Annotated in this window: 22 protein-coding genes; 11 read left to right on the top strand and 11 right to left on the bottom strand. The window is 71.7% G+C overall.

Translation table 11 applies throughout. The features are described from left to right. Positions 1–53 precede the first annotated feature (53 nt). The 8 genes from tpiA to uvrC all read right to left on the bottom strand — a co-directional run bounded on the left by tpiA (position 54) and on the right by uvrC (position 11,721). Positions 54–830, bottom strand: a complete 777-nt coding sequence (gene tpiA, locus AC07DA_RS20125; protein ID WP_479129526.1) for a triose-phosphate isomerase — start codon at positions 828–830, stop codon at positions 54–56. A 6-nt stretch (positions 831–836) separates the two neighbouring features. Continuing rightward, positions 837–2,048: a phosphoglycerate kinase gene (locus AC07DA_RS20120; protein ID WP_479129525.1), complete on the bottom strand. Its 1,212-nt coding sequence runs from the start codon at positions 2,046–2,048 to the stop codon at positions 837–839. Positions 2,049–2,187: 139 nt separating this feature from the next. Continuing rightward, positions 2,188–3,195, bottom strand: a complete 1,008-nt coding sequence (gene gap / locus AC07DA_RS20115; RefSeq protein ID WP_010039682.1) for a type I glyceraldehyde-3-phosphate dehydrogenase — start codon at positions 3,193–3,195, stop codon at positions 2,188–2,190. 245 nt (positions 3,196–3,440) lie between these two features. After that, positions 3,441–6,395 carry a M14 family metallopeptidase gene (locus AC07DA_RS20110; protein WP_479129524.1) on the bottom strand — a complete coding sequence of 985 codons (2,955 nt, stop codon included), beginning with the start codon at positions 6,393–6,395 and terminating at the stop codon, positions 3,441–3,443. A gap of 157 nt (positions 6,396–6,552) precedes the next feature. After that, positions 6,553–7,542 carry a DNA-binding protein WhiA gene (gene whiA / locus AC07DA_RS20105; RefSeq protein ID WP_479129523.1) on the bottom strand — a complete coding sequence of 330 codons (990 nt, stop codon included), beginning with the start codon at positions 7,540–7,542 and terminating at the stop codon, positions 6,553–6,555. Continuing rightward, positions 7,533–8,612, bottom strand: a complete 1,080-nt coding sequence (locus AC07DA_RS20100; protein ID WP_479129522.1) for a gluconeogenesis factor YvcK family protein — start codon at positions 8,610–8,612, stop codon at positions 7,533–7,535. Before AC07DA_RS20100 ends, whiA begins: the two co-directional genes overlap by 10 nt. Beyond that, the gene (gene rapZ, locus AC07DA_RS20095) at positions 8,609–9,568 is read right to left on the bottom strand and encodes an RNase adapter RapZ (protein ID WP_479129521.1); all 960 of its coding nucleotides are present in this window, start codon (positions 9,566–9,568) and stop codon (positions 8,609–8,611) included. The genes AC07DA_RS20100 and rapZ overlap by 4 nt, the downstream gene beginning before the upstream one ends. Continuing rightward, on the bottom strand, positions 9,565–11,721 hold the full coding sequence (uvrC, locus tag AC07DA_RS20090; RefSeq protein WP_479129520.1) for an excinuclease ABC subunit UvrC: 2,157 nt from the start codon (positions 11,719–11,721) through the stop codon (positions 9,565–9,567). The genes rapZ and uvrC overlap by 4 nt, the downstream gene beginning before the upstream one ends. A gap of 264 nt (positions 11,722–11,985) precedes the next feature. Between uvrC and AC07DA_RS20085 the strand changes: the two genes are divergently transcribed. The 4 genes from AC07DA_RS20085 (at position 11,986) to AC07DA_RS20070 (ending at position 15,434) form a co-directional block, all read left to right on the top strand. Then, the gene (locus AC07DA_RS20085; protein ID WP_479129519.1) at positions 11,986–12,138 is read left to right on the top strand and encodes a hypothetical protein; all 153 of its coding nucleotides are present in this window, start codon (positions 11,986–11,988) and stop codon (positions 12,136–12,138) included. Positions 12,139–12,395: 257 nt separating this feature from the next. Beyond that, a complete protein-coding gene (locus tag AC07DA_RS20080; protein ID WP_479129518.1) occupies positions 12,396–13,352 on the top strand; it encodes a hypothetical protein in 957 nt (318 codons plus the stop codon). 133 nt (positions 13,353–13,485) lie between these two features. Beyond that, entirely contained in the window at positions 13,486–14,529 is a 1,044-nt protein-coding gene (locus AC07DA_RS20075; RefSeq protein ID WP_479129517.1) for a LacI family DNA-binding transcriptional regulator, read from the top strand. Next, positions 14,526–15,434, top strand: a complete 909-nt coding sequence (locus AC07DA_RS20070) for a carbohydrate kinase family protein (RefSeq protein WP_479129516.1) — start codon at positions 14,526–14,528, stop codon at positions 15,432–15,434. Before AC07DA_RS20075 ends, AC07DA_RS20070 begins: the two co-directional genes overlap by 4 nt. Positions 15,435–15,473: 39 nt before the next feature. Here the strand turns inward: AC07DA_RS20070 and AC07DA_RS20065 are convergent, their stop codons facing one another. After that, positions 15,474–16,337 (bottom strand): helix-turn-helix domain-containing protein, encoded by an 864-nt coding sequence (locus AC07DA_RS20065; RefSeq protein ID WP_479129515.1) that lies wholly within the window; start codon positions 16,335–16,337, stop codon positions 15,474–15,476. Positions 16,338–16,439: 102 nt separating this feature from the next. Here AC07DA_RS20065 and AC07DA_RS20060 point away from each other — a divergent pair, with 102 nt between their 5' ends. Then, positions 16,440–16,991 (top strand): YceI family protein, encoded by a 552-nt coding sequence (locus AC07DA_RS20060; protein WP_436984101.1) that lies wholly within the window; start codon positions 16,440–16,442, stop codon positions 16,989–16,991. 74 nt (positions 16,992–17,065) lie between these two features. Here AC07DA_RS20060 and uvrA read toward each other — a convergent pair whose 3' ends face one another. Continuing rightward, complete coding sequence (gene uvrA, locus AC07DA_RS20055) at positions 17,066–20,098, bottom strand: excinuclease ABC subunit UvrA (protein WP_479129514.1); 3,033 nt, start codon at positions 20,096–20,098, stop codon at positions 17,066–17,068. Between the two features lie 222 nt (positions 20,099–20,320). On the opposite strand from uvrA, the gene AC07DA_RS20050 reads away from it, so the two are divergent. From AC07DA_RS20050 to AC07DA_RS20030, 5 genes are all read left to right on the top strand, one after another. After that, positions 20,321–21,010, top strand: coding sequence for a maleylpyruvate isomerase family mycothiol-dependent enzyme (locus AC07DA_RS20050; RefSeq protein WP_479129513.1), 690 nt, complete (start codon positions 20,321–20,323; stop codon positions 21,008–21,010). Between the two features lie 35 nt (positions 21,011–21,045). Then, entirely contained in the window at positions 21,046–21,702 is a 657-nt protein-coding gene (locus AC07DA_RS20045; protein WP_479129512.1) for an MBL fold metallo-hydrolase, read from the top strand. Between the two features lie 322 nt (positions 21,703–22,024). Continuing rightward, complete coding sequence (locus AC07DA_RS20040; RefSeq protein WP_479129511.1) at positions 22,025–22,897, top strand: ABC transporter substrate-binding protein; 873 nt, start codon at positions 22,025–22,027, stop codon at positions 22,895–22,897. Between the two features lie 37 nt (positions 22,898–22,934). Continuing rightward, the gene (locus AC07DA_RS20035) at positions 22,935–23,828 is read left to right on the top strand and encodes an amino acid ABC transporter permease (RefSeq protein ID WP_479129510.1); all 894 of its coding nucleotides are present in this window, start codon (positions 22,935–22,937) and stop codon (positions 23,826–23,828) included. After that, positions 23,825–24,577 carry an amino acid ABC transporter ATP-binding protein gene (locus tag AC07DA_RS20030; protein ID WP_479129509.1) on the top strand — a complete coding sequence of 251 codons (753 nt, stop codon included), beginning with the start codon at positions 23,825–23,827 and terminating at the stop codon, positions 24,575–24,577. The genes AC07DA_RS20035 and AC07DA_RS20030 overlap by 4 nt, the downstream gene beginning before the upstream one ends. 85 nt (positions 24,578–24,662) lie before the next feature. Here AC07DA_RS20030 and aroQ read toward each other — a convergent pair whose 3' ends face one another. Next, positions 24,663–25,136 carry a type II 3-dehydroquinate dehydratase gene (gene aroQ, locus AC07DA_RS20025; protein ID WP_479129508.1) on the bottom strand — a complete coding sequence of 158 codons (474 nt, stop codon included), beginning with the start codon at positions 25,134–25,136 and terminating at the stop codon, positions 24,663–24,665. A gap of 102 nt (positions 25,137–25,238) precedes the next feature. Between aroQ and AC07DA_RS20020 the strand changes: the two genes are divergently transcribed. Continuing rightward, positions 25,239–26,285: a S66 family peptidase gene (locus AC07DA_RS20020; protein WP_479129507.1), complete on the top strand. Its 1,047-nt coding sequence runs from the start codon at positions 25,239–25,241 to the stop codon at positions 26,283–26,285. The last annotated feature ends 24 nt before the right edge of the window (positions 26,286–26,309 follow it).

Genomic DNA, 26,309 nt, shown 5'->3' with positions numbered 1-26,309 from the left:
CCAGCACGGCGCTGGACCCCGCAAGGGTACGACGAATCGCCGTTAGCGCATACTCACTGGTCGCGGAAGCGCACGATCTTGACGAACTCGTCGGCGTCCAGGGAGGCGCCGCCGACCAGGGCGCCGTCGATGTCGGCCTGCGCCATGATCTCGGCGACGTTGCCCGACTTCACGGAGCCGCCGTACTGGATGCGGACCTTGTCGGCCAGCTCCTGCGAGTACAGCTCGGCGATCCTGCCGCGGATGGCGGCGCAGACCTCCTGGGCGTCCTCGGCGCCGCAGACCTTGCCGGTGCCGATGGCCCAGACGGGCTCGTAGGCGATCACGACGGTCTCGGCCTGCTCGGCGGGGAGGTCCTTCAGACCGCCCTCGACCTGGGCGAGGGTGTGCGAGACGTGGTGGCCCGCCTCGCGGACCTCCAGCTCCTCGCCGACGCACAGGATCGGGGTGAGGCCGTGCTTGTAGGCGGCCTTGACCTTGGCGTTCACCAGTTCGTCGGTCTCGCCGTGGTACTGGCGGCGCTCGCTGTGGCCGACGGCCACGTACGTGCACTTCAGCTTGGCCAGCATGGGGCCGGAGATCTCGCCGGTGTAGGCACCGCCGTCGTGGGCCGAGATGTCCTGGGCGCCGTACTTGATCTTGAGCTTGTCGCCGTCGACCAGGGTCTGCACGGAGCGCAGGTCGGTGAAGGGCGGCAGGACGGCGACCTCGACGGCCTCGTAGTCCTTGTCGGCCAGGGCGAAGGCGAGCTTCTGGACGTGCGCGATGGCCTCGAGGTGGTTGAGGTTCATCTTCCAGTTGCCCGCCATCAGCGGCGTGCGCGTGCTCATAAAGGGTCAGTCCTCCAGTGCGGCGAGGCCGGGGAGCGTCTTGCCCTCGAGGTATTCGAGGGAGGCGCCGCCACCGGTCGAGATGTGGCCGAATGCCGTCTCGTCGAAGCCCAGGGTGCGTACGGCCGCGGCGGAGTCGCCGCCGCCGACCACGGTGAAGCCCGGGGAGTCGATGAGGGCCTGGGCGACCGCCTTGGTGCCCTCGGCGTAGTCGGGGTGCTCGAAGACGCCCATGGGACCGTTCCAGAAGACGGTGGCGGCGTCGGCGAGCCTGGACGCGTACAGCTTGCGGGTCTCGGGCCCGATGTCGAGGCCCATCTGGTCGGCCGGGATGGCGTCCGCGGCGACGGTGGTGGGGTGGGCCGGTTCCTTGGTCTTCAGGTCCGGGAAGGCGCTCCCGGTCACCGCGTCGACGGGCACGACCAGCTCGACGCCGGTCTTCTCGGCCCGCTCGACGTACTCGCGGACGGCCGGGATCTGGTCCTCCTGCACGAGGGACTTGCCGATCTCGTACCCCTTGGCCGCGAGGAACGTGTAGGCCATGCCGCCGCCGATCAGGATGCGGTCGGCCTTGCCGAGCAGCTGGTCGATCACGGCGAGCTTGTCCGAGACCTTGGCGCCACCGAGGGCGACGACGTAGGGCCGCTGGACGTCGTCGGTGAGCTTCCTGAGAACGCCGACCTCGCCCGCGATGAGGTGGCCGGCGTAGTGCGGCAGGCGGGCCGGGAGGTCGTAGACGGAGGCGTGCTTGCGGTGCACCGCGCCGAAGCCGTCGCCGACGTAGACGTCCGCGAGGGCGGCGAGCCGGTCGGCGAAGGCGGCGCGCTCGGCGTCGTCCTTGCTCGTCTCGCCGGCGTTGAAGCGGAGGTTCTCGATGACGGCGACCCGGCCGTCGGCGAGGCCGGAGACGGTGGCCTCGGCGGACTCGCCGACCGTGTCGGCCGCGAACGCGACGTCGGCGCCGAGGAGTTCCCCGAGACGGGCGGCGGCGGGCGCGAGGGAGAAGGCGGGGTCCGGGGCGCCCTTGGGGCGGCCCAGGTGCGAGGCGACGACCACGCGGGCGCCCGCCTCGGCGAGCGCCTTGACGGTGGGCAGCACGGCGCGGATGCGGCCGTCGTCGGTGATGGCCGTGCCGTCCAGCGGCACGTTCAGGTCGGCGCGGACGAAGACCCGCTTGCCCGCGACTCCTCCGCTGAGGAGTTCGTCGATCGTCTTCATGGGGGCTCCTGCAAGTACTCGTGATCGCTCGGAAGCGCTCGTGATCGAACAGGTCGGTTCTGTACGTGAGTCAGGGCTCGGACGGCGCGGTCACGCGCTGCCCGAGCCCTGCCCTCACATGGAGGCCTGCTCTATTCGATCAGAGCTGGTTGCCGACGAAGACCGTGAGGTCGACGAGGCGGTTGGAGTAGCCCCACTCGTTGTCGTACCAGCCGATGACCTTCACGTTCTTGCCCTCCTGGACCATGGTCAGGGAGGAGTCGAAGGTGCAGGACGCCGGGGCGTTGACGATGTCGGACGAGACGATCGGGTCCTCCGTGTACTCGAGGATGCCCTTCAGCTCGCCCTCGGCGGCCTTCTGGAAGGCGGCGTTGACCTCTTCCTTGGTGACCTCGCGGCCCAGCTCCAGGACCAGGTCGGTGACCGAGCCGGTGGGGACCGGGACGCGCATGGCCATGCCGTCCAGCTTGCCCTTCAGCTGCGGCAGGACCAGCGCGGTGGCCTTGGCGGCACCGGTCGTGGTCGGGATGATGTTCTCGGCGGCGGCACGGGCGCGGCGCAGGTCCTTGTGCGGGAAGTCCAGGATGCGCTGGTCGTTCGTGTACGCGTGCACCGTCGTCATCAGGCCCTTGACGATGCCGAAGTTCTCGTCGAGGACCTTGGCCATCGGCGCCACGCAGTTGGTGGTGCAGGAGGCGTTGGAGATGACGTGGTGGTTCGCCGGGTCGTACGTGTCCTGGTTGACGCCCATCACGATGGTGACGTCCTCGTCCTTGGCCGGAGCCGAGATGAGGACCTTCTTGGCGCCGCCCGCGATGTGCTTCTCGGCGTCGGCCTTCTTGGTGAAGATGCCGGTCGACTCGATGACGATGTCGACGCCCAGCTCGCCCCACGGGATGTCGGCGGGGTTGCGCTCGGCGAGGACCTTGATGGTCTTGTCGCCGACGGTGATGGTGTCCTCGGTGTGCGAGACCTCCTGCTTGAGGCGGCCGAGGATGGTGTCGTACTTCAGCAGGTGAGCGGTGGTCGCGGTGTCACCCAGGTCGTTGACAGCCACGATCTCGATGTCTGCACCCTGCTCCAGCAGCGCGCGGAAGTAGTTACGACCGATGCGGCCGAAGCCGTTGATGCCTACGCGGATCGTCACGAACCGATCTCCTCGTTGGTACGCCGGCCATGAAGAGCCGGCGAGCTCTGTTTGGGATGTCCCCGACCGCCTCCGACCCTACCTCCCCGTGGCCCGGGTGGTGACATCCAGATGCCCCATACACGGCAGGGCGGTCCGTACCGGCCAGTAGGGGTACGGACCGCCCGACCCCGAGAGCGCGGATCACCCGTTTTCGCTACACGGAGTGGTGCCTGTTGACCGCGGAGTTCCCCCTTCGGGGCAGGTCACACCTCCAGGGAGGCGAGCGCCTTTCTCATCAGTGCCGCCCGGTCGGCGGCGGTGGCGACGTGCTCCAGGCCGAAGCCCAGCAGCACGGTGTCGTCGGTGGTGACCGCGCCGTAGGTCTGGAACAGCGCCCCGGTGCGGGTCCAGTCCTTGGTGACGGCCGGACTGCCCGCCGGCGGACCGGCGGCCTTCCAGGCGCCGAGCGAGGTCTCGAAGCCCTCGGTCTCCTTGACCGTGCCGCCGACGACGAGCGAGGCCTCGTCGGCCAGCACGCCGTGACCGCCGGTGCCCGGGTCGGTGACGTAGCTGATCGCGACCTCGATCGTCCGGCCCGCGTACGCGCTCAGGTCGAACTCCACCTGCTGCCAGCCGCCCGAGCTGCCGGTGAGGCTGTGCCACGCGCCGGTGCTGCCGGTCGGCGCGCAGCCGTCGTCGGACTGGGTCAGGTAGTGCTTCAGCCAGGGGTGCTCGCGGACGTAGAACCCGCCCTCGCACTCCGTCGGCACGGTCGCCCTGGTGGCGCCGCCCTTCTCGGGCAGGGTCGTCCAGTCGTCGGCGCCCGCGGTGTGGGCCTCGATCAGGACGTTGTCGTAGCCGGGCTCGGTGTCCCACATGAGCCGGCTGCGCAGTGTGGGCTGGTCGGCGGCGGTGACACCGGTGAGGTCCACGGTGCGCATGAGGCGCTTGTAGCCGTCGTCGGTGTGGACGGCCGCGGCCATCGAGGAGCCGGCGTACGGCCCGTAGGGGTTGGCCGCCCCCGCGAACTGTCCCGCGCCCTTGCTCGCGAACTGCGGGAACTCGCCGGCGGGCAGCTCGTCGGACGTGACGCTGTACCGGCCGGCCTTGTCCAGCGGGTTGCCGGGGGCGGCGGCGAGCGGGCCGGTGAAGCCGCGCAGCTCGCCGGCACCGGTGAAGCCGGTGGCTCCGCCGGCGGAGGTCCGGCTGTAGGCGCCCAGGTAGTACTGGCTGAAGTCGTCCGACAGGGCCCCGCCGCCGAGGTCGACGCTGCCGCCGGCCTGCTCGCCGGCCTCGATCAGCCGTCCGCCCTCGTTGAGGAAGGCCCGCAGCTGCAGCTGGGTGGCGTTGCCGGGAACGCTCGCGCCCGTGTAGTGGACGACGGTGTCGAAGTGGCTCAGCACGCCCAGCGCGTCCGGCGCGCCCCGCTGGGCGACGTCCCACACGACCGCCTTGCGGCCGTTGGCCTTGAGCGCGTCCACGTATGTCTGCGCCTGCGTGGCGGTCGTGCCCTCCTCGGCGACGACGAGGGTGTTCGCCCGGGGGCGTTCGGCGACGGTGTAGGTGAAGCGCTCGCTGGAGACCTTCCTGCCGCCGCGCGTCTCGGCGGTGAACCACACCTCGACCTTGTCGCCGGGTCCGCCGTCCTTGACCTTCGCCCGGTACTCGTCGAAGTAGAGGTTGTCCTCACCGCCGTAGGTCTCGCCGCCCTTCCACGGCCTGAGCGCCATGTCCTCGGTGCGGCCGCCGTTGACGCGGTACTTCAGCTCCTTGTCGCGCAGCGACTTCCGCGCGACGACGGCGACCTCCTGGTCGGCGCCGCGCGCGTACGACGTCGGGAACGCGGCCGGGGTGAAGTCGGCGGCGCTCAGGCCCACCGGCGAGGACGGCCGGTCCGGGTGGGCGGCGGACTCGGCGACGGAGAGCGCGAAGGGGACGTTCTTGGCGAACTCCTCCTGGATCAGCTCCTCGTCGTCCGGGAAGGTGAAGATCGAACGGCAGTCGGAAGCCTTCCACTCGTCGTCCGGGTGCAGGTTGGAGACGGTCTGGCAGGTCGACATCTCCGGGGTGAACATCGCCAGGCCGTTGACGTTCGCCGCGTGGCCGTCCGCCTCGCCGTTGGTCGTGTACAGCTCGGAGGAGACCTGCGGGTGGTAGCCCGGGACCGCGGGGTTCTCCGGCGTGCCGGCGAGCGCCTTGTACAGGACGTCGTCCGGGGTGTTCGTGGCCACCTGCCAGCCGACCCCGTAGAGGATCAGTTCGGCCGCGGAGTGGTAGTTGATGCCGTACGTGAAGCCGATCCGCTTCTGGAAGGCGTCCAGCGCCCGGGTCTCGGGCTCGGAGTTCGGGCCCGCGCCGCGGTAGGTCTCACTGGTGGGGCTGGGGGACGAGCCCTCGTTGTCGTAGCCCCACTTGTAGGCGAAGTTGCGGTTGAGGTCGACGCCGTCGCCGGTGGTGATGGCGCCGTCGCCGTTGACGTCCCGGAGGTTCTTGCGCCACAGGCGGTTGGCGTCGGCGGCGTGGGTGAAGTCGTAGCCGTCGGGGTTGGCCGAGATCAGGAACCACAGCTCGGTGGAGTCGACGATCTTCTTGACGCGCCGGTCCTTCTTGTAGCGGTCCAGGTAGTGGTGCATCAGGCGCCGGGTCATCTCCGGCGTGATCCACTCGCGCGCGTGCTGGTTGGACATGTACAGGACGGCGGGCTTGGAGCCGTCCTTCGACTTCTTCGCGCCCTTGGTGAGCTTCAGGGCGAGGATGTCCTGGCCCTTCACGGTCTTGCCGATGGAGACGACCTTGGTGAGGCCGGGGTTCTGCTGCGCGGTGCGGAGGATCTCCTCCTTCAGGCCGCCCTGCCCGCCGTACGGGCGGAACACGCCCTCGGCGGCGGCCTCGACGCGGGCGTCCGCACGCTTGGACAGGGTGTGTTCGGCGAGGTCGACGCCCTGCTGCTCCAGCTTCTTCGCCTGACGGCCGGTCAGGTAGACCTCGACGGTGGCGGTGCCCTTCCCGGGCACCCGTTCACTGAGCTCGTGGCCGTCCTGACCGGCCGCCAGCAGCAGGGGTACCTGCTGCTGGGTGACCTCGGCACGGAAGACCTTGACTTCGTCCGGGTCGGACGGGTTCGAACCACCCGGTTGTGCCTGGGCGATGGGTGCGATGCTCGCTCCGCCGATCAGGAGCGCGCCGACAGCGAGGATCAATCTCGCTCTTCGTCTCATGAACCCCCCTAGCGTGGGTCCGCCACAGCAGCGAACAGATGCCAGGCTCATGACAGTCCATGATCGAGTCAAGGGTGCCCGACGACACGCGTAAGCCGGTGCCGACCATCCAAGTGGCTGGTCGGCACCGGCTTCTTGACGCTCTGTGGGATCCGGGTCAGCCCACGAGGTTGTCGGCGAACTCGTCGCTGAGGTTGGCCTCCGTGCCCGGGATGCCGAGGTCGGAGGCGCGCTTGTCGGCCATGGCCAGCAGGCGGCGGATCCGCCCGGCGACCGCGTCCTTGGTCAGCGGCGGGTCGGCGAGCGCGCCCAGCTCCTCCAGGGAGGCCTGCTTGTGCTCCATGCGCAGCCGGCCGGCCGCGGCGAGGTGCTCGGGCACGTCCTCGCCGAGGATCTCCAGGGCGCGCTGCACCCGGGCGCCGGCGGCCACGGCCGCGCGGGCCGAGCGGCGCAGGTTGGCGTCGTCGAAGTTGGCCAGCCGGTTCGCCGTGGCCCGCACCTCGCGGCGCATCCGGCGCTCCTCCCAGGCCAGCACCGACTCGTGGGCGCCGAGGCGCGTCAGCAGCGCGCCGATCGCGTCACCGTCACGGACGACGACCCGGTCCACTCCGCGCACCTCGCGGGCCTTCGCGGCGATCGACAGCCGGCGCGCGGCGCCGACCAGGGCGAGCGCCGCCTCGGGGCCCGGGCAGGTCACCTCCAGGGAGGACGAGCGGCCGGGCTCGGTGAGCGAGCCGTGCGCCAGGAACGCGCCCCGCCAGGCGGCCTCGGCGTCGCAGGTGGCCCCCGAGACCACCTGCGGCGGCAGGCCGCGGATCGGGCGGCCCCGCCCGTCGACCAGGCCGGTCTGGCGGGCCAGCTGGTCGCCGCCCGCGACCACCCGCACCACGTAGCGCGAGCCCCGGCGCAGTCCGCCCGGGGCCATCACGATCAGCTCGGAGCTGTGGCCGAAGATCTCCAGGATGTCCCGCTTGAGGCGGCGGGCCGCCATCGCGGTGTCCAGCTCCGCCTCGATCACGATCCGACCGCTCACCAGGTGGAGGCCGCCGGCGAACCGCAGGATGGCGGAGACCTCCGCCTTTCTGCAGCAGGTCCGGGTGACGGGGAGCCGGGAGATCTCGTCCTTCACCGCTGCCGTCATCGCCATGGGCCGATCCTTCCATGCATCCGAAAAATACGGTCGTACGCGGCGGCCAACAGCTCCGGGTCGTGCCTCGGGGTGCCGTCGGGCCGGGCCACCGGCGCCAGCTCGACCGCGGCCCCGAACCGTTTGGCGGCATCGGTCAGGGAGTCCCGGTCGGGCACGGCGGCCTCGTCGGCCAGCACCACGTCCAGGGCGAGTTTAGGGGCGTGTCGTCCCAAAACCTCCAAATGACGCTGCGGGGAGAAGCCCTCGGTTTCTCCGGGCTGCGGGGCGAGGTTCAGCGAGAGTACCCGGCGGGCCTTGGTCTGCGTGAGCGCGTCCAGCAGCTCGGGCACGAGCAGGTGCGGGATGACCGAGGAGAACCAGGAGCCGGGGCCGAGCACCACCCAGTCCGCGTCCAGGACGGCCTCGACCGCCTCGGGCACGGCCGGCGGGTCGCACGGCACCAGGTGCACCGACTGCACCTCGCCCGGGGTGAGGGCCACGGTGGCCTGCCCGCGGACCGTGTCGACCTCGTCCGGGCGCTGGGGGTCGTGGCCCTTGACCAGGGCCTGGAGCTCCAGTGGCACGGCGGACATCGGCAGCACCCGGCCCTGGGCGCCCAGCAGCCGTCCGACCAGGTCGAGGGCCTGGACGTGGTCGCCGAGCTGCTCCCACAGGGCGACGATCAGCAGGTTGCCGACCGCGTGCTCGTGCAGGTCGCCCTGGGACTGGAAGCGGTGCTGGATGACCCGGGCCCAGGTCTGGCCCCAGTCGTCGTCACCGCACAGCGCGGCCAGCGCCTTGCGCAGGTCGCCGGGCGGCAGCACGCCCAGCTCGTCGCGCAGGCGTCCGCTGGAGCCGCCGTCGTCGGCGACGGTGACGACGGCCGTGAGGTCGCCGGTGATCCGGCGCAGTGCGGCGAGCGAGGCGGACAGGCCCATGCCGCCGCCGAGGGCGACGACCTTGGGCTGGGTGCCGCGGCGGCGCGGCCGGCCGCCCCGGGCCTCGGCGGGCCGGGCGCTCTTCCCTGCGGTGTTGCCCTCGGGCACCACCCGGCGCAGCCGGCTCAGCCGCGGAGTACGTCGTGTCATTCGCGTCCCATGTCCCGGTGTACGACCACCGTCTCCACGCCCTCGGCGGCGAGCCGGGCGGCGAGCTTCTCCGACATGGCGACCGAGCGGTGCTTGCCGCCCGTGCAGCCCACGGCGATGGTCACATAGCGCTTGCCCTCGCGCCGGTAGCCGGTGGCGACGAGCTGGAGCAGCTCGGTGTACCGGTCGAGGAACTCCTTGGCACCGGGCTGGTTGAAGACGTAGCCCGACACCTCCTCGTTGAGGCCCGTGTACGGGCGCAGCTCCGGGACCCAGTGCGGGTTCGGCAGGAAGCGGCAGTCGACCACGAGGTCGGCGTCGACCGGCAGGCCGTACTTGTAGCCGAACGACATGACCGTGGCCCGCAGCTCCGGCTCCTCCTCGCCGGCGAACTGGGCGTCCATCTTGGCGCGCAGCTCGTGCACGTTGAGGCTGGAGGTGTCGATCACCAGGTCGGCGTCGCCGCGCAGCTCGCGCAGCAGCTCGCGCTCGGCGTCGATGCCGTCGACGATCCGGCCGTCGCCCTGGAGGGGGTGCGGGCGGCGCACCGACTCGAAGCGGCGCACCAGGGCCTCGTCGGAGGACTCCAGGAAGACGATCCGCCGGGTGACGTGCTTGGCCTCCAGGTCGGCGAGGGACTCGCGCAGGTTGTCGAAGAAGCGGCGGCCGCGGACGTCGACGACGACGGCGATGCGGGCCACGTTGCCCTGGGAGCGGGCGCCGAGCTCCACCATGGTGGGGATCAGCGCGGGCGGCAGGTTGTCGACGACGAACCAGCCGAGGTCCTCCAGGCACTTCGCGGCCGTCGAGCGGCCGGCCCCGGACATGCCGGAGATGATCACCAGCTCGGGGATGGCCGCGTCCGGGATCTGCGCCTTGTCGTTCGCCTTGCCCGTGCTCACCTGTGCTCCTGCTCCGGCTTGCTCTTGCTGCCCGTGGTGCTCGTTCACATTCATGTCTCCTGCCCCCGTCGCTCGTCCGGGGCGCCCGTCCGTACGGGCTCCCCGCTGGAACCCGTGGTGCCGGGTTCCTCTTCCATGATCTCTCCCGTCGCGGTGTTGACGGCGGGCGCGGCCGGGGCCGAGCGGGCCAGGGCCACGACGATCGTCTCCGCCGTCTTGCGGCCTATCCCGGGGACCTCGCAGATCTGGTCGATGGTGGCGGATCGCAGTCTCTTCAACGAGCCGAAGTGCTTCAGGAGTGCCTGCTTGCGCGTGTCGCCGAGGCCGGGGACGTCGTCCAGCGGGCTGGAGCGGAAGCGCTTGGACCGCTTGGCGCGCTGGTAGGTGATCGCGAAGCGGTGGGCCTCGTCCCGGATCCGCTGGAGCATGTACAGGCCTTCGCTGGTGCGGGGCAGGATCACCGGGTCGTCGTCGCCGGGCAGCCAGACCTCCTCCAGGCGCTTGGCGAGGCCGCAGACGGCGATGTCGTCGATGCCGAGCTCGTCCAGGGCCCGGCGGGCCGCCGCGACCTGCGGGGCGCCGCCGTCGACCACCACGAGCTGGGGCGGGTAGGCGAACTTCTTCGGGCGGCCGTCGTCCTCGGTGAGCCCGCCGGGGCCGACCGGGGCGCCCGAGGCGGTGAGGATGTCCGGGCCCGCCGGTGCCTGCGTGCCGGTCAGGGCGTCCGGGCCGGCGAGGGTGCCCGCGCCGCCCTGGCCGCCCTCACCGTCCGGGCCGTTCTCACCGTCGGTCCACTCGCCGGTCTTCTCCTTCTCGGCGAGGTAGCGCCGGAAGCGGCGGGTGATCACCTCGTGCATGGAGCGGACGTCGTCCTGTCCCGCGAAGCCCTTGATCTGGAAGCGGCGGTACTCGCTCTTGCGGGCGAGCCCGTCCTCGAAGACGACCATGGAGGCCACGACGTCGTCGCCCTGGAGGTGGGAGATGTCGTAGCACTCGATCCGCAGTGGGGCGCTGTCCAGGCCGAGTGCCTCGGCGATCTCCTCCAGGGCGCGCGAGCGCGTGGTGAGGTCGGAGGCGCGCTTGGTCTTGTGCAGCACGAGCGCCTGCTGGGCGTTGCGCTGCACGGTCTCCATGAGGGCCTTCTTGTCGCCGCGCTGCGGGATGCGCAGGGAGACGCCGGAGCCGCGCCGCCCGGCGAGCCACTCCTGGACGGGCTCGACGGGGTCGGGCAGGGCGGGGACGAGGACCTCCTTGGGCACGGCGTCCCCCGTCTCCTCCCCGTACAGCTGCTGCAGGGCGTGCTCGACGAGGGCGCCGGTGGTGATCTCCTCGACCTTGTCGGTGACCCAGCCGCGCTGGCCCCGGACGCGGCCGCCCCGGACGTGGAAGATCTGGACGGCCGCCTCCAGCTCGTCCTCGGCGACCGCGATCAGGTCGGCGTCGGTCGCGTCGGCGAGCACGACCGCGTTCTTCTCCATGGCCTTCTTCAGGGCCTCGATGTCGTCGCGCAGGCGGGCCGCCCGCTCGTACTCCATCTCCTCGGCCGCCTCGCCCATCTGCCGCTCCAGGCGGCGGATGTACGTCTGGGTCCGGCCGGTCATGAAGTCGCAGAACTCGTCGGCCAGTTCGCGGTGCTCCTCGGCGGAGACGCGGTCCACGCAGGGGGCCGAGCACTTGCCGATGTAGCCGAGGAGGCAGGGGCGGCCGGTGCGGGCGGCGTTCTTGAACACGCCCGCCGAGCACGTGCGCACGGGGAAGACGCGCAGGAGCAGGTCGACCGTGTCGCGGATCGCCCACGCGTGCGCGTACGGACCGAAGTAGCGCACGCCCTTCTTCTTGTGACCGCGCATCACCTGCACGCGCGGGTACTCCTCGTTCATCGTCACCGCGAGGTACGGGTAGCTCTTGTCGTCGCGGTACTTGACGTTGAACCGGGGGTCGTACTCCTTGATCCAGGAGTACTCCAGCTGGAGCGCCTCCACCTCCGTGGACACCACCGTCCACTCCACGGACGCGGCCGTGGTGACCATGGAGCGGGTGCGCGGGTGCAGGCCCGCCAGGTCCTGGAAGTAGTTCGCCAGGCGCTGGCGCAGGCTCTTCGCCTTTCCGACGTAGATCACCCTGCGGTGCTCGTCACGGAACCTGTAGACCCCCGGCGAGTCGGGGATCTCGCCCGGTTTGGGGCGGTAGCTGGAGGGGTCGGCCATGTCTCACACCCTACTGGCGAGCACCGACAGTCCGAGCGGTCGGCAGGACATGATCGCGGTCGGGCGGGAGGCGATTTTCAACGGCATGTGCCGCCAGGGGGTTACGCCAGGCCGGGAGCGGGAATGCAGGCTTCCCACGGGACACGGCGGCGTCCGCAGGACGCCGGGCCGTGCCGGTGCGGGCACGGATTGTCGGTGCGGACCGGCCGTCTCCCACGCGGAGCGGCTCGGGCCACGGGTCGGAGGGCTGCGCAGATGAAGCGGATGCGGATCGAGAAAACCCGGCGGACGGTCCGTGCCCGCCGGCACGCGGACGAGACGTTCGGACTGCGCGACCTCCTGGACCCGCGTGACGCCGACATAGTGCGGGCCAAGCGCCTGGCACTCGAGGAGCGGGGCGGCGGGGACCGCCCCTAGAGCCGGTCGTCCATCCGAAACGCCCGGGGCGCGTCGCCCCGGGCGTTCGCATGTCCTCACCCTTGCCGCCGGGCTTACATCACTGTCCGGCATCAGGTGTTGTCGGGACCAGGTCAACACGCTTCAATGCGGGGGAACTCGGGACCTGAACGACGGCGTACGGATGTGAAGACCCGTCCGGCGCCGGCGGGACGGCCCCGGGCGGCCCGCGCGCACGGTCTGACCAGCCGTCGCCGACTCACAGAGAGGCCCCCTGCATGCCGCACGCCCCACAGCACGCGGACGTCGCCACCGCCGAACTGGACTCGGCCCTGCGAGGCGGCCCCTTCCACGTCGCCCTGCGTGCCGCGATCGCCGCCCGCGGGCTGCCGCTGCAGCGGGTGCAGCACCATCTGTCCCGCCACGGGGTGAAGGTGGGCGTGACGAGTCTCAGCTACTGGCAACAGGGGGCACGGCGTCCGCAGCGACCCGAGTCGCTGCGGGCCGTGCGCGCCTTGGAGGAGATCCTGCAACTGCCCGAGGAGTCGCTGATCCGGCTGCTCGCCGCGTCCGGCGACAGCCCGTCCGGGCAGCGGTCGGCGGCCCGCTCCTACCGCTCCCTCGTGGAGGCCTCGGGGGTCCTGGACCAGCTGCTGGCCGAGCTGGGGTGCCCTCCGGACGGGGGCCTGCACACCCTCGGGCACCACGAGCGGCTGCGGATCGGGGCGCGGCGCGAGCTGGCCGAGCGCGAGTCGCACCACATCGTGCGCGCCCACCGCGACGGCGTCGACCGCTTCGTCGCCGTCCACCACGGCGAACGGGGGGCCGTGCCGGAGCGCATGCGGATGCACGCCCTGGAGAACTGCCGCACCGGACGCGTCCGTTGGCACCGCGACACGGGGGTGCTCGCGGCCGAGCTGCTGTTCGACACCCGGCTGCGGGCCGGGGACACGTTCCTGTTCCGCTACGGCGTGGAGGACGGCACCGCGGGTGTGTCGCGCGAGTACGTCCGAGGCTTCGAGTCCCCCGGAGGCCAGTACGCCCTCCAGGTCTCCTTCGACGCGGCGGCCCTGCCGGTGCGCTGCCACCGGTTCGCCCAGCACACGGCGGCCGCGCCCCGCACGGGCTGCCAGGAGCTGACGATGAGCGGGCGGCACCGGTCGGTGCACCTGGTCGAGCCCCGGGTGCGGGCGGGGTTCCTGGGGATCGGGTGGGACTGGGAACCGGGGGTGTGAGGGCGGGGGCCGCGGAGCCCTGGCCGTACGGCCAGGGCTCCGCCCCCCCGCGTAAACGTTTGCGTAAGCGTTTACGTCCGCCGCCGGAATGCGGTACCTTCCCCGCCTGAGCGACAGAGGAAGCGGAGGCGGCATGCCGACGATGGCCGACGTCGCGCGGAGCGCCGGTGTCTCCGTGGCGACCGTCTCGCACGTGCTGAACGGCACCCGGCCGGTGCTGCCGCACACACGCCAAGCGGTCCTGGACGCCGTCGAGGAGCTCGGCTACACCACGAACACCCTGGCCCGGGCCCTGGTGACATCCCGCACCCGGTCCATCGGACTGGCGGTGTCGGCGATCAGCAACCCCTACTTCACGGAGATCCTCCAGGGCGTCGAGGCCGCCGCGCTGGAGGCCGGCTACAGCCTGCTGATCGCCGACCCGCACGACGACCCCGAGCACGAGCTCACGGTGGTCCAGCTGCTGCACGAGCGCCGGGTCGACGGCATGATCGTGGCACCCTCCGCCGACCCCCGCGCGCTGCTCGCCTACCTGGAGCGGCACGACGTGCCCGCCGTCTTCCTCGACCGGCTGGTGAAGGTCCCGGACAGGGACGGCGGTCCGCGGTTCGACCAGGTGTGCGCGGACAGCGCCGAACCGACGTCCCGGCTGGTCGCCCATCTCGCCGGGCTCGGGCACCGGCGGATCGGCCTGGTGGCGGGACTGCCGGGACTCAGCACCACGAGCGAGCGGATCATGGGCTACCGCACCGGTCTCGCCTTCGCGGGGCTGCCCTACGACGAGCGGTTCCTGGTTCACGGCGACTCGGAGTCGGCCGGTGCCGAGGAGGCCGTCGCCGCCCTGCTGTCGCTCGCCGTGCCGCCCACCGCGCTGGTCACCGGCAACAACGCGATGACCATCGGCGCCCTGCGCGCCCTGCGCGCCCACGGCCTGTCCGTGCCGGACGACATCGCGCTGTGCTGCTTCGACGACTTCGCCTGGGCGGATCTGTTCTCGCCGCGGCTCACCGCCATCGCCCAGCCCAGCAGGGACATCGGTGCCCGGGCCGTGAGCGTGCTGCTGGAGCGGCTCACCGAGCCGGACCGGCCGGCCCGGACCCTGCGGCTCCCCTGCACCTTCGTCCACCGCACGTCGTGCGGCTGCCCCGACCCGTCCGAGGAAGGAACCCCGTCGTGATCGTCGTCGCCGGTGAGGCCCTGATCGACCTGGTACCGCGGGGCACGGGAGCCCTCGCGGCGCTGCAGCCGGCGCTCGGCGGCGGCCCCTACAACACGGCGGTGGCCCTGGGCCGGCTCGGCTCCCCCGCCGCCTTCTGCTCCCGGGTGTCGTCCGACGCCTTCGGGGAGGCCCTGCTGGACCGGCTGCGGGACACCGGGGTGGACGTGTCGGCGGTGCAGCGCGGCCCCGAGCCCACGACGCTGGCCGTCGCGACGGTCGGCGCGGACGGCTCGGCGGCGTACTCCTTCTACGTCGAGGGGACGGCGGACCGGCTGTTCGAGGCGCCCTCCGCGCTGCCGGAGGGCACCCGCGCGGTCTCCTTCGGCACCTGTTCGCTGGTGCTGGAGCCGGGGGCGAGCGCGTACGAGGAGCTGATGCGCACGGCGGCCGCCCGGGGCGTGTTCACCGCGCTCGACCCGAACGTCCGGGCCGGACTGATCCCGGACGCGGACGCCTACCGGGCGCGGTTCAAGAGCTGGCTGCCGTCGGTGACGCTGCTGAAGCTGTCCGAGGAGGACGCCCGGTGGCTCGGCGGCACGCCCCAGGAGTGGCTCGCGGCCGGTCCGGCGGCGGTGGTGATCACCCGGGGCGGTGAAGGGCTGACCGCGTTCACCGCCGACGGCGGCACGTACTCCGTGCCGGGCGAGCGGGTGGAGGTCGTGGACACGATCGGCGCGGGCGACACCGTGAACGCCGCCCTGCTGCACGGCCTCGCGGTACGCGACGCGCTCAGCGGGCCGGCCCTTGCCGCACTGGGGCCGGACGGCTGGTCGGAGCTGCTGGGATTCGCGGCGCGGGCGGCGGCCGTCACCTGCTCCCGCGCGGGGGCGGAGCCGCCGTACGCGCACGAGCTGGCGCGCTGACCGGTCCTGGGCGGTCGGTGCTCCCGTGGAAGCGGTGCTTCAGCCCGTCTCCGCCACCGCCCGCAGCGCGCCCGGGCGGCGGCCGTTGAGGCGGTCCAGGGCCGCGGCCGTGGCGTCGTCCGCGGGCAGGTGGACGATGACGCGCTGGCCGTCGTCGGGGAGCGCGAGGGTCTCGTGCAGCAACCGCAGGGAGCCGGCCTCCGGGTGGTCCAGGTGCTGGGAGCCCGTCGTCCTGGGTGTCATGGCGAGGTCGGTGAACCGGTCGGCGAAGTCCGCCCCGGCCGTCACCGTCAGCTCGTCGGCCAGCTCGGCGAGGTACGGGTCCCTGAGCGGGACGCCGTGCCGGAGCCGGGCGACGAGGTCGTCGGCCACGCGGTCCCAGTCGCGGTAGGCACTGCGGGCACGCTCGTCGGTGAAGAGGTACCGCAGCAGGTTGGGCGGCTCGTCGTCGAGCAGGCCGATGGGGCCGACGAGCCGCTCGTAGCCGGCCGTGTGGGCGAGGACGTCGCCGATCCAGTTGACCACCAGGGCGGGAGCCGGCTCCAGGCGGTCCAGCAGGGCCCGTACGGTGGGGCGGGCCGTGCGGCTGAGCGCCGGGGCGGCCGCGCAGAGCAGGGGGTCGCCCCCGTCACCCTCCTTGGTCAGGCGGCGCAGCAGCATCCGGTCGGCCAGGGACAGGTTCAGGGCGTCGGCGAGGGCGCCGAGCACCTGGGCCGACGGGTTGCGGTCGCGGCCCTGTTCCAGCCGGGTGAGGTACTCGACGCTGATGCCGGCGAGCATGGCCAGCTCGGCGCGCCGCAGGCCCGGGGTGCGGCGGCGCGGGCCCGACGGGAGACCGGCCTCGGCGGGGGTGACGGCTTCGCGCCAGGTGCGCAGGTACGTGCCCAACTCGTTGTCGCTCACCCGCCCGAACGTACCGCGCACACGGGCGCGGAGGATGGCCCTGTCACTACCAGCCTCGGGCCGGTCTCCCTCGCGGGCCGTGCGGGCCGCAGGGTGGGGAGCATGACGAATGACACCGCCACCACCACCCTGCCGCTGGCCCCGGGGCACTGGGCCCTGGACCCGTTCCACTCCTCCGTGAACTTCACCATCCGGCACCTGGGCATCGCCAAGGTGCGGGGACGGTTCGAGCGGCTGGAGGCCGAGCTGTTCGTCGGGGAGCGGGTCGAGGACGTGCGGGTCTCCGCGACCGTCGACCTGGCCTCGATCGACACGGGCAACCCCGACCGGGACGCCCATGTGCGCGCCTCCGACCTGCTGGATGTCGAGAAACGCCCGACGATGACCTACCGCTCGACGCGGGTGTCGGGCGCGGGCGAGGACTGGACCATGGAGGGCGAGCTGACGATCGGCGACGTGACCCGCCCGGTGGCGCTCGCCGTGGAGTTCGGCGGGCTGGTCGACGTGCCGATGGACGGCAGCCGGCACGCCGGGTTCGAGGCGACGGGCGAGATCCGGCGCAGCGAGTTCGGGCTGGACTTCGCTCCCGGGCTGCTCGGCGAAGTGGTGAAGATCCAGCTGGACATGCAGTTCGTGGAGCCGAAGAGCGCCTGACCGGTCACCCGGCCGGAAACGCGCCGTGCCCCACGGGAGTCACCCGTGGGGCACGGCGCGTGCGGCGTGAGACGTCAGCCCTTGGCCGTCCGCGTGGTCTTCTTCGCGGCCGCCCCGGTGCTCTTGGCGGTCTTGGCGGCGGCCTTCTCGGTGGTGGTGCCGGTGACCCGCCTGGTGGCGGTCTTCTTGGCCCTGGCCTGGGCCGGGACCGTCTTCTTCGCGGCCGTCCGGCGCGGGGCCCGGACCGAGGACGCGTCGCTGATGCGGTCGGCGCCGAGGATCTCCCGGAGGAACTTGCCGGTGTGGCTGGCCGGGACGGCGGCGACCTCCTCGGGCGTGCCCTCGGCGACGACCAGACCGCCGCCGGCGCCGCCCTCGGGCCCCATGTCGATGATCCAGTCGGCGGTCTTGATCACGTCGAGGTTGTGCTCGATGACGATGACCGTGTTGCCCTTGTCGACCAGGCCGGACAGGACCTTCAGCAGCTTGCTGATGTCCTCGAAGTGCAGACCGGTGGTCGGCTCGTCCAGGACGTAGACCGTGCGGCCGGTGGAGCGCTTCTGCAGTTCGCTGGCGAGCTTCACGCGCTGCGCCTCGCCGCCGGACAGGGTGGTCGCGGCCTGGCCGAGGCGGACGTAGCCGAGGCCGACGTCCTTGAGCGTGTTCAGGTGCCGGGCGATCGCGGGGACGGCCTCGAAGAACTCGGTGGCCTCCTCGATCGGCATGTTCAGCACCTCGGCGATGGACTTGCCCTTGTAGTGGACCTCCAGGGTCTCCCGGTTGTACCGGGCGCCGTGGCAGACCTCGCACGGGACGTAGACGTCCGGGAGGAAGTTCATCTCGATCTTGATGGTGCCGTCGCCCGCGCAGTTCTCGCAGCGGCCGCCCTTGACGTTGAAGGAGAAGCGGCCGGGCATGTAGCCGCGGACCTTCGCCTCGGTGGTCTCGGCGAACAGCTTGCGGATGTGGTCGAAGACGCCGGTGTACGTGGCCGGGTTCGAGCGCGGGGTGCGGCCGATGGGCGACTGGTCGACGTGGACGACCTTGTCGACGAGGTCGTCGCCGTCCACGCGCGTGTGCCGTCCGGGCACGCTCCTCGCGCCGTTCAGCTCGCGGGCCAGGTGCGTGTACAGGATGTCGTTGACCAGCGTCGACTTGCCGGATCCGGAGACGCCGGTGACGGCCGTGAACACGCCCAGGGGGAACGAGACGTCGATGTCCTGGAGGTTGTTCTCCCGGGCGCCGTGCACCGTGAGCTGCCGGGAGGGGTCCAGCGGGCGCCGGACGTCGGGCAGCGGGATGGCCTTCCGCCCGGACAGGTACTGGCCGGTCTGCGACTCCTCGTTGGCAAGGAGCTCCTTCAGGGAGCCGCTGTGCACGACCTTGCCGCCGTGCTCACCGGCGCCGGGGCCGATGTCGACGATCCAGTCGGCGGTCTTGATGGTGTCCTCGTCGTGCTCCACGACGATGAGCGTGTTGCCCATGTCGCGCAGCCGGACCAGGGTCTCGATCAGCCGGTGGTTGTCGCGCTGGTGCAGGCCGATGGAGGGCTCGTCCAGGACGTAGAGCACGCCGACCAGGCCGGAGCCGATCTGGGTGGCCAGGCGGATGCGCTGGGCCTCGCCTCCGGAAAGCGTGCCGGCCGCGCGGTTGAGCGAGAGGTAGTCCAGGCCGACGTCGACCAGGAACCGCAGCCGCTCGTTGACCTCCTTCAGCACGCGCTCGGCGATCTTCTTGTCGCGGGCGGTCAGCTTCAGCTCGCCCAGGAAGTCCGCGCAGTCGCTGATCGACATCGCGGAGACCTCGGCGATGGACTTGCCCATGATCGTGACCGCGAGGACGATCGGCTTCAGCCGCGTGCCCTCACAGGTGGGGCAGGGCACCTCGCGCATGTAGCCCTCGAAGCGCTCGCGGCTGGAGTCGCTCTCGGCCTCGCTGTGCCGGCGCTTGACGAAGGGGACGGCGCCCTCGAAGGCCGTGGTGTAGCGGCGCTCGCGCCCGTAGCGGTTGCGGTAGCGGACCTCGACCTGGGTCTTGTGGCCGTGCAGCAGGGCCTTCTTGGCGCGCTGCGGCAGCCCGGCGAAGGGGATGTCCGTGCGGAAGCCCAGCGCGTCGGCGAGGGCGCCGATCAGACGGCCGAAGTAGTCCTTGGTGTGGCCGTGCGACCACGGGTGGATGGCACCCTCGTCGAGGCTCTTGTCCGGGTCCGGGACGATCAGCTCCGGGTCGACCTCCATGCGCGTGCCGATGCCGGTGCAGTCCGGGCAGGCGCCGAAGGGCGAGTTGAAGGAGAAGGAGCGCGGCTCCAGCTCCTCGAAGGACAGGTCGTCGTACGGGCAGTACAGGTGCTCCGAGAACATGCGCTCGCGCTCGGGGTCGTCCTCGGGGAGGTCGACGAAGTCGAGCACGACCATGCCGCCGGACAGGCCGAGGGCCGTCTCGACGGAGTCGGTCAGGCGGCGCTTGGCGCCCTCCTTGACGGTGAGGCGGTCGACGACCACCTCGATGGTGTGCTTCTCCTGCTTCTTCAGCGTCGGCGGGTTCGACAGCTGGACCGTCTCGCCGTCGACCCGCGCGCGGGAGTAGCCCTTGGTCTGCAGGTCGGCGAAGAGGTCGACGAACTCGCCCTTGCGCTCGCGCACCAGCGGCGACAGCACCTGGAAGCGGCTGCCCTCGGGCAGTTCCAGGACCCGGTCGACGATGGCCTGCGGCGACTGGCGCGAGATCGGGCGGTGGCACTCGGGGCAGTGCGGCTTGCCGATGCGCGCGAAGAGCAGGCGCAGGTAGTCGTAGACCTCGGTGATCGTGCCGACCGTGGAGCGCGGGTTGCGCGAGGTGGACTTCTGGTCGATGGAGACGGCCGGGGACAGGCCCTCGATGAAGTCGACGTCCGGCTTGTCCATCTGGCCGAGGAACTGCCGGGCGTAGGAGGAGAGGGACTCGACGTAGCGCCGCTGCCCCTCCGCGAAGATGGTGTCGAAGGCCAGCGAGGACTTGCCCGACCCCGACAGGCCCGTGAAGACGATGAGCGAGTCGCGCGGGAGGTCGAGCGAGACGTTCTTGAGGTTGTGCTCGCGCGCTCCACGAACGATGAGACGGTCGGCCACGCCGGTCCGCACCTTTCTTGAGAGAAGTGACAGGGGCGGGGCCCCCGTCCTTCTCAGACTAGGGGGAGCCACTGACAACGCCGGTCGGATTCACGGGTTGCCAACAAACCCCGGCTCTCCAGCATGCCCGACGCCACGTCCGACCATATAGCACGTGCTTTCGATTTACGGCACTCCTTCACCACCTTCACCCGAAGGAGTGGCGGAGCTAGGGTCAGCACCATGATTGATCACGCTCATGACCTGGCGTCTGTACGTGACGCGACCGAGCGGCTGCTGACCGCAGTCGGCACCCTGGACAACGCCGCTGTGACGCAGCCGTCACGCCTGCCCGGCTGGACCCGCGGCCACGTCCTTGCCCACCTCGCCCGGAACGCGGACGCTCTCGTGAACGTCCTGGAGGGCCGCCCCATGTACGTCTCCGGCGAGGCCCGGGACGCCGACATCGAGCGGGACGCCCCCCGCGCCCTCGGCGTCCAGCTCGCCGACCTGCGGGAGAGCGCCGCCCGCTTCCAGAAGGCCGGCGACGCCCCCGCGGACTGGTCGCGCACGGTGGAGCTGCGCAACGGAGTCAAGGACTCCGCGGCCCGGGTGCCGTTCCGGCGGTGGGTGGAGGTGGAGCTGCACCACGTGGACCTGGGCATCGGGTACGAGCTGGAGGACCTGCCGGAGGAGTTCACGGAGCGGGAGATCGACTTCCTCGCGGACCGGTTCGCCGGTCATCCCGACGTGCCGTCCACCCGCCTGACGGACGGCACGCGCGCGTGGAGCACGGGACGCCGGCCCGGCGACGGACCGGAGGTGACCGTCACCGGGAGCCCCGCGGACCTCCTGGGGTGGCTGGCCGGGCGCCGCGACGGGGCCGCGCTGACGGTGGACGGCGGGCCGCTTCCGGCACTGCCCCCGTTGTAGGACCCGGGCCCCTGCCCCGCTATAGGCTGGCGGACATGACGTACAGCGGACAGGTGACGGTCGGCGGGCCTGCCGACGTGCACGAGCTCAAGGACCTGATGATCACGAAGATCGCGGTGGGTCCGATGAACAACAACGCCTATCTGCTGCGCTGCCGCGCCACGGACGAGCAGCTGCTGATCGACGCCGCCGACGAGGCGCAGACGCTGCTCGGCATGATCGGCGACGACGGGATCGCGTCGGTCGTCACGACCCACCGGCACGGCGACCACTGGCAGGCGCTCGCCGAGGTCGTGGCGGCCACCGGCGCCCGCACGTACGCGGGCCGGGAGGACGCCGAGGGCATCCCCGTACGCACGGACGTCCTGGTGGACGACGGCGACACGATCCGGGTGGGGCAGGTGGAGCTCACCGCGCGCCACCTGGTCGGGCACACTCCCGGTTCGATCGCCCTCGTCTACGACGACCCGCACGGGCATCCCCATGTGTTCACGGGGGACTGTCTGTTCCCGGGCGGTGTGGGCAACACCCACCAGGACCCCAAAGCGTTCGCCAGCCTCATCCACGACGTCGAGACCAAGATCTTCGACGTCCTCCCGGACGAGACGTGGGTCTACCCGGGACACGGCAACGACACGAGCCTCGGCGCGGAGCGCCCGCACCTGCCGGAGTGGCACGCGCGCGGGTGGTGACCGACCGCGCGGGGCGCGGGCACGCCGAGGCGTGCGCCGCGCACGCGCCCCGTGTGAATCGTTCGCACACGCCGGTCTCGCACACGCGCTCCCCTCGTGTCCGCGTACGCGCTGAACTGGTGGCAGCCCCGCGCAGGATGACATCTCCTGGGCGGACGGGCCGCCGGTCTGTCGATCCCCGCCCTCGACCGGCGGCCCCGGCGACTGCCGGAAACGGCGGGCGACAAGGGCAGTTCACGCGCCCGCAACACCCGTTCCCACTATCCGGACATTCCTTGCCGTGACCTCGACAAAGAGGACCGTCGGCTGTCAATCTCCCGCCATGCGTCCCCTCCAGCGCGCCCTGCGCCGCACCGCCGTCGCCGTCGCCGTCCTCACCACCGCCGTGAGCTGTGCCCCGCAGCCCGAGAGCGCGGACGAGCCGTCGGCGTCGGCCTCCCCCTCGTGCGCGAAGGGCGAGCTGGCCACCGAGACACCGGGCAGGCTGACGGTCGCGACCGACGAACCCGCCTACGAGCCCTGGTTCAAGGACGACGACCCCGCCAACGGCAAGGGCTTCGAGTCCGCGGTGGCCTACGCCGTCGCCGAGCGCCTCGGGTACGGCAAGGACCAGGTCGTCTGGCAGACCGTCCCCTTCAACAAGGCCTTCGCCCCCGGCGACAAGACCTTCGACTTCGACATCAACCAGGTGTCCGTCAGCGACGAGCGCAAGAAGGCCGTGGACTTCTCGTCCGGCTACTACGACGTCCGTCAGGCCGTCGTCGCGCTGAAGAACTCCCGGGCGGCGACGGCGAGGAGCGTCGCCGACCTGACGGGCGTGAAGCTGGGCGCCCAGGTCGGCACCACCAGCCTCGACTACATCAACGACGTGGTGCGGCCCACGCGGGCGCCCGCAGTGTACGGCAAGAACGACCAGGCCAAGTCCGCACTGAGGAACGGACAGGTCGACGCCATCGTCGTGGACCTGCCGACCGCCTTCTACATCACCGGGGCCGAGGTGACGGACGCGAGGATCGTCGGCCAGTTCGAGCACCGGGGCGGGACGCCCGAGCAGTTCGGGCTCGTCCTCGACAAGGGCAGCGCGCTCACCGCCTGCGTCTCGCGGGCCGTGGACGAGCTGCGCGGTGACGGCACGCTCGGGCAGCTCGAGAAGCGGTGGCTGTCGGACGCCGTCGACGCGCCGGTGCTCAAGTGACGGGAACAGGTGCCGGGGAACAGGCGACGGGGAACACGTGACGGTGAACAAGGAGGAGCTGACCGAGGGCTCCGGCGAGCACGACGGGTACGTCCCCTCCCCACGGCGCCTGGAGCGTGAGCGCTACCGGCGCGGCCGCGCCCGGCGCGCGACGGCGATCGGCGCGGTGTCGACCCTGGTCACCGGAGCCGTCCTCTACCTGGTCGTGGTCGGCGCTCCGGGCTGGCCGCGCACCAAGGAGACGTTCTTCGACTGGGGTTACGCGCGTGAGGCGCTCCCGAAGGTCCTCGAAGGGCTCTGGCTGAACGTCCGGCTGCTGCTGGTCTGCGGGGCCGCGGTGCTCGTCCTCGGCATGCTGATCGCCGTCGCGCGGACACTGCGCGGCCCGGTGTTCTTCCCGCTGCGGTTCCTGGCCGCCGCGTACACCGACTTCTTCCGCGGGCTGCCGCTCATCATCAACCTGATGATCGTGGTCCTCGGCGTCCCGGCACTGCGGCTGCAGGGGGTGACCGTCGACCCGGTGCTCCTCGGCGGCGCGGCGCTCACCCTGACCTACTCGGCGTACGTGGCCGAGGTGTTCCGGGCCGGCATCGAGTCCGTGCACCCCTCGCAGCGCGCCGCGGCCCGTTCGCTCGGGCTCAGCAACCGGCAGGCGCTGCGGTACGTGGTGCTGCCGCAGGCGGTGCGCCGGCAGGTGCCGCCGCTGCTCAACGACCTGGTGTCGCTGCAGAAGGACACCGGGCTGGTCTCGATCGGCGGCGCGGTGGACGCCGTGCGGGCCGCCGACATCATCGTGGGGCGCAGCCTCAACTACACGCCGTACATCGTGGCCGGCCTGGTGTTCGTCGCGCTGACCATCCCCATGACCCGCTTCACGGACTGGGTGACGGCACGCATGGACCGCCGACGGGCCCAGGGAGGAGTCGCATGAGCGGGACGCCCGTGCTGCGGATGGAGTCCGTCCGCAAGAGCTTCGGCGGTTCGGTCGTGCTCCGGGACGTCGACCTGGAGGTCGCCCCGCACACGGTGACCGCGCTGATCGGCGCCTCCGGCTCCGGCAAGTCCACGCTGCTGCGGTGCGCCAACCTGCTGGAGGAGATCGACGACGGGGCGATCTGGCTGGACGGCGAGGAGATCACCGACCCGCGTGCCGACCAGGACGCCGTCCGCCGCCGGATCGGGGTGGTGTTCCAGGCGTACAACCTGTTTCCGCACATGACCGTTCTGGAGAACATCACGCTCGCTCCGCGCCGGGTGCACGGGGTGCCCCGAGCCGAGGCGGAGGCACGCGCGCGTGAGCTGCTTCAGCGGCTGGGGCTCGCCGGGAAGGCGGGTGAGTACCCGGACCGGCTGAGCGGCGGCCAGCAGCAGCGCGTGGCGATCGTGCGCGCCCTCGCCGTGCGCCCCCGCCTGCTGCTCCTCGACGAGATCACCGCCGCCCTCGGCCCCGAGCTGGTGGGTGAGGTCCTGACCGTCGTGCGCGGCCTGAAGGAGGAGGGCATGACCATGGTGCTGGCCACGCACGAGATGGGATTCGCCCGGGAGGTCGCCGACCAGGTGTGTTTCCTGGAGGGCGGTGTGGTGCTGGAACGCGGCACCCCCGAGCAGGTCTTCGGCCGGCCGCGGCAGGAGCGCACCCGGCGGTTCCTGCGGCGGATCGTGGAGGCGGGGCGCCTGTGAGAACGGCACGCCGCCCCTGAGCACCGCACCTCACCCTCCGCGGACCGCACGCCCCTCGGCGGACCGCACGCCCGGCGGCCGGGGTTCACGCCTCGGCGTGACCCGCCCCCGCCAGCGCCGCGACGCGCTCCACGCCGAACACGTACCCCTGTACTCCGCACCCGGCGATGACCCCGTCGGCGCGCAGGGAGACGAAGGAGTGGTGCCGGAACGACTCGCGCCGGTGGATGTTGGAGATGTGGACCTCGATCACGGGCATGCCGTCGCAGGTGTTGAGGGCGTCGAGGAGGGCGACGGAGGTGTGCGAGTAGGCGCCCGGGTTGATCACGATCCCGCAGTGGTTCAGCCGTGCCTCGTGGATCCAGTCCACCAACTCGCCCTCATGGTTGGACTGCCGGAAGTCCACCGTGCCGCCGTGCGCGGCCGCCGCCTTGGCGCACAGCGCCTCGACGTCGGCGAGGGTGTCGGAGCCGTAGATCTCCGGCTGACGCTGGCCCAGCAGGTTGAGGTTGGGGCCGTTGAGGATCATGATCGGGGCGTTGGCCAGGGTGCGGCGCACGGTACCTCCGGTCCGTTCGGGTCGGGCGGCCCGCGACGGACCGCTGCTCACCGCCGGTTTATCACGGTGCGCCGACAGCCCGCCTGGCCGTAGCCTCACCGCATGACGAGCCCCGCCTACCCGCCCAAGCCGTCGCCCGGTGACCGCATCGCCGTGCTCTCGCCCTCGTCCGGCCTGCCGGGGCTCTTCCCGCTCCCCTACGAACTGGGCCTGGAGCGGCTGCGCACGGAGTACGGGCTGGAGCCGGTCGAGTACCCGGCGACCCGTCGCATGGGGTCCACGCCCCGGGAGCGGGCCGCCGACATCCACGCCGCGTTCGCCGACCCGGACATCAAGGCGGTCATCGCGTCGATCGGCGGCGACGACCAGATCACCGTGCTGCCGTACCTGGACCGAGAGGTGATCCGGGCCGGCCCGAAGCCGTTCTTCGGGATGAGCGACAACATCAACCTGCTCGCGTTCCTGCGCAACAGCGGCATCGTCGCCTACCACGGCGGCAGCGTCATGTGCGAGCTGGGCCGCCCCGGCGCCATGCACCCGCAGACCGCCGACTCCCTCCGGGCGGCCCTGTTCACGTCGGGCCCGTACGAGTTGCGGCCCGCCGAGCGGTGGCGGGACGTCGACCGGGACTGGGCCGACCCGGCGACCTTCGACGCCGAACCGGAGACCCGCCCCGGCACCGGATGGACCTGGGTCAACCCCGACCGGGTGGTGGAGGGCCGCAGTTGGGGCGGCTGTCTGGAGATCGTCGGCTGGCTGCTGATGGCGGACCGGGAGGTCTCGCACGACCTCTCCGAGTACGACGGCGGTGTCCTGCTGCTGGAGACCTCGGAGGACATGCCGAGCGCCACGGAGGTGTACTGCACGGTCCGGAACATGGGCGAGCGCGGGTTGCTCCGGCGCTTCTCGGCCCTGCTGATGGGCCGTGCCAAGACCTGGTCCCTGGAACGCCGCAACAGCCCGGAGGAATCCGCCCGTTACGCCGCCGAACAGCGCGAGGCCGTGCTGCGCGCCATGCACGCCTACGCCCCCGGCACCACGATCGTCTTCGACGTGGACTTCGGGCACACCGATCCGCAACTGGTGATCCCGTACGGGGGCACGGTGCGCGTGGACGGGCCGGCCCGGCGCATCACGGTCACCTACTGAGAACCCCGGGCCCACCACGCGCCC

The organism is Streptomyces sp. NPDC044921, from assembly GCF_056432865.1.
Note: the sequence above shows the minus strand (reverse complement) of the source record. Positions and strands in the feature narration are given on the sequence as shown.